This is a genomic window from Salifodinibacter halophilus (assembly GCA_012999515.1).
In the GTDB taxonomy this organism is placed as follows: Bacteria; Pseudomonadota; Gammaproteobacteria; order Nevskiales; family Salinisphaeraceae; genus Salifodinibacter; species Salifodinibacter halophilus.
The window spans coordinates 1-388 of sequence record JABEEB010000048.1 but is presented as its reverse complement, the minus strand read 5'-3'; the positions used below and the strand labels follow the sequence as shown (position 1 = coordinate 388).

The 388-nt window shown below is 63.1% G+C and carries 1 protein-coding gene; it reads left to right on the top strand.

The genetic code is table 11. The annotated features are described in order from the left end of the window. Positions 1 to 388: S1 RNA-binding domain-containing protein (locus HKX41_10615; protein ID NNC24583.1), on the top strand; the 388-nt coding region annotated here is incomplete at both ends.

Below are 388 nucleotides of genomic sequence, written 5' to 3'. Positions count from 1 at the left end.
CACCGATATGGCGTGGAAGCGCGTGCGCCATCCGTCGGAAGTGGTGGAAGTCGGTCAGGAACTCGACGTGCGCGTGCTCAAGTACGACCGCGAGCGCAACCGCGTCAGCCTCGGCCTCAAGCAGCTGGGCGAGGATCCGTGGGACAACATCGCCCGCCGCTACCCGGCCAACACCCGCGTGTTCGGCAAGGTCAGCAACGTCACCGATTACGGCGCGTTCGTCGAGATCGAGCCGGGCGTCGAAGGCCTGGTCCACGTCTCCGAAATGGATTGGACCAACAAGAACGTCAACCCGTCCAAGATCGTGCAGGTCGGCGATGAAGTTCAGGTCATGGTGCTCGACGTCGATGAAGAGCGTCGCCGCATCTCGCTGGGCATGAAGCAGGTC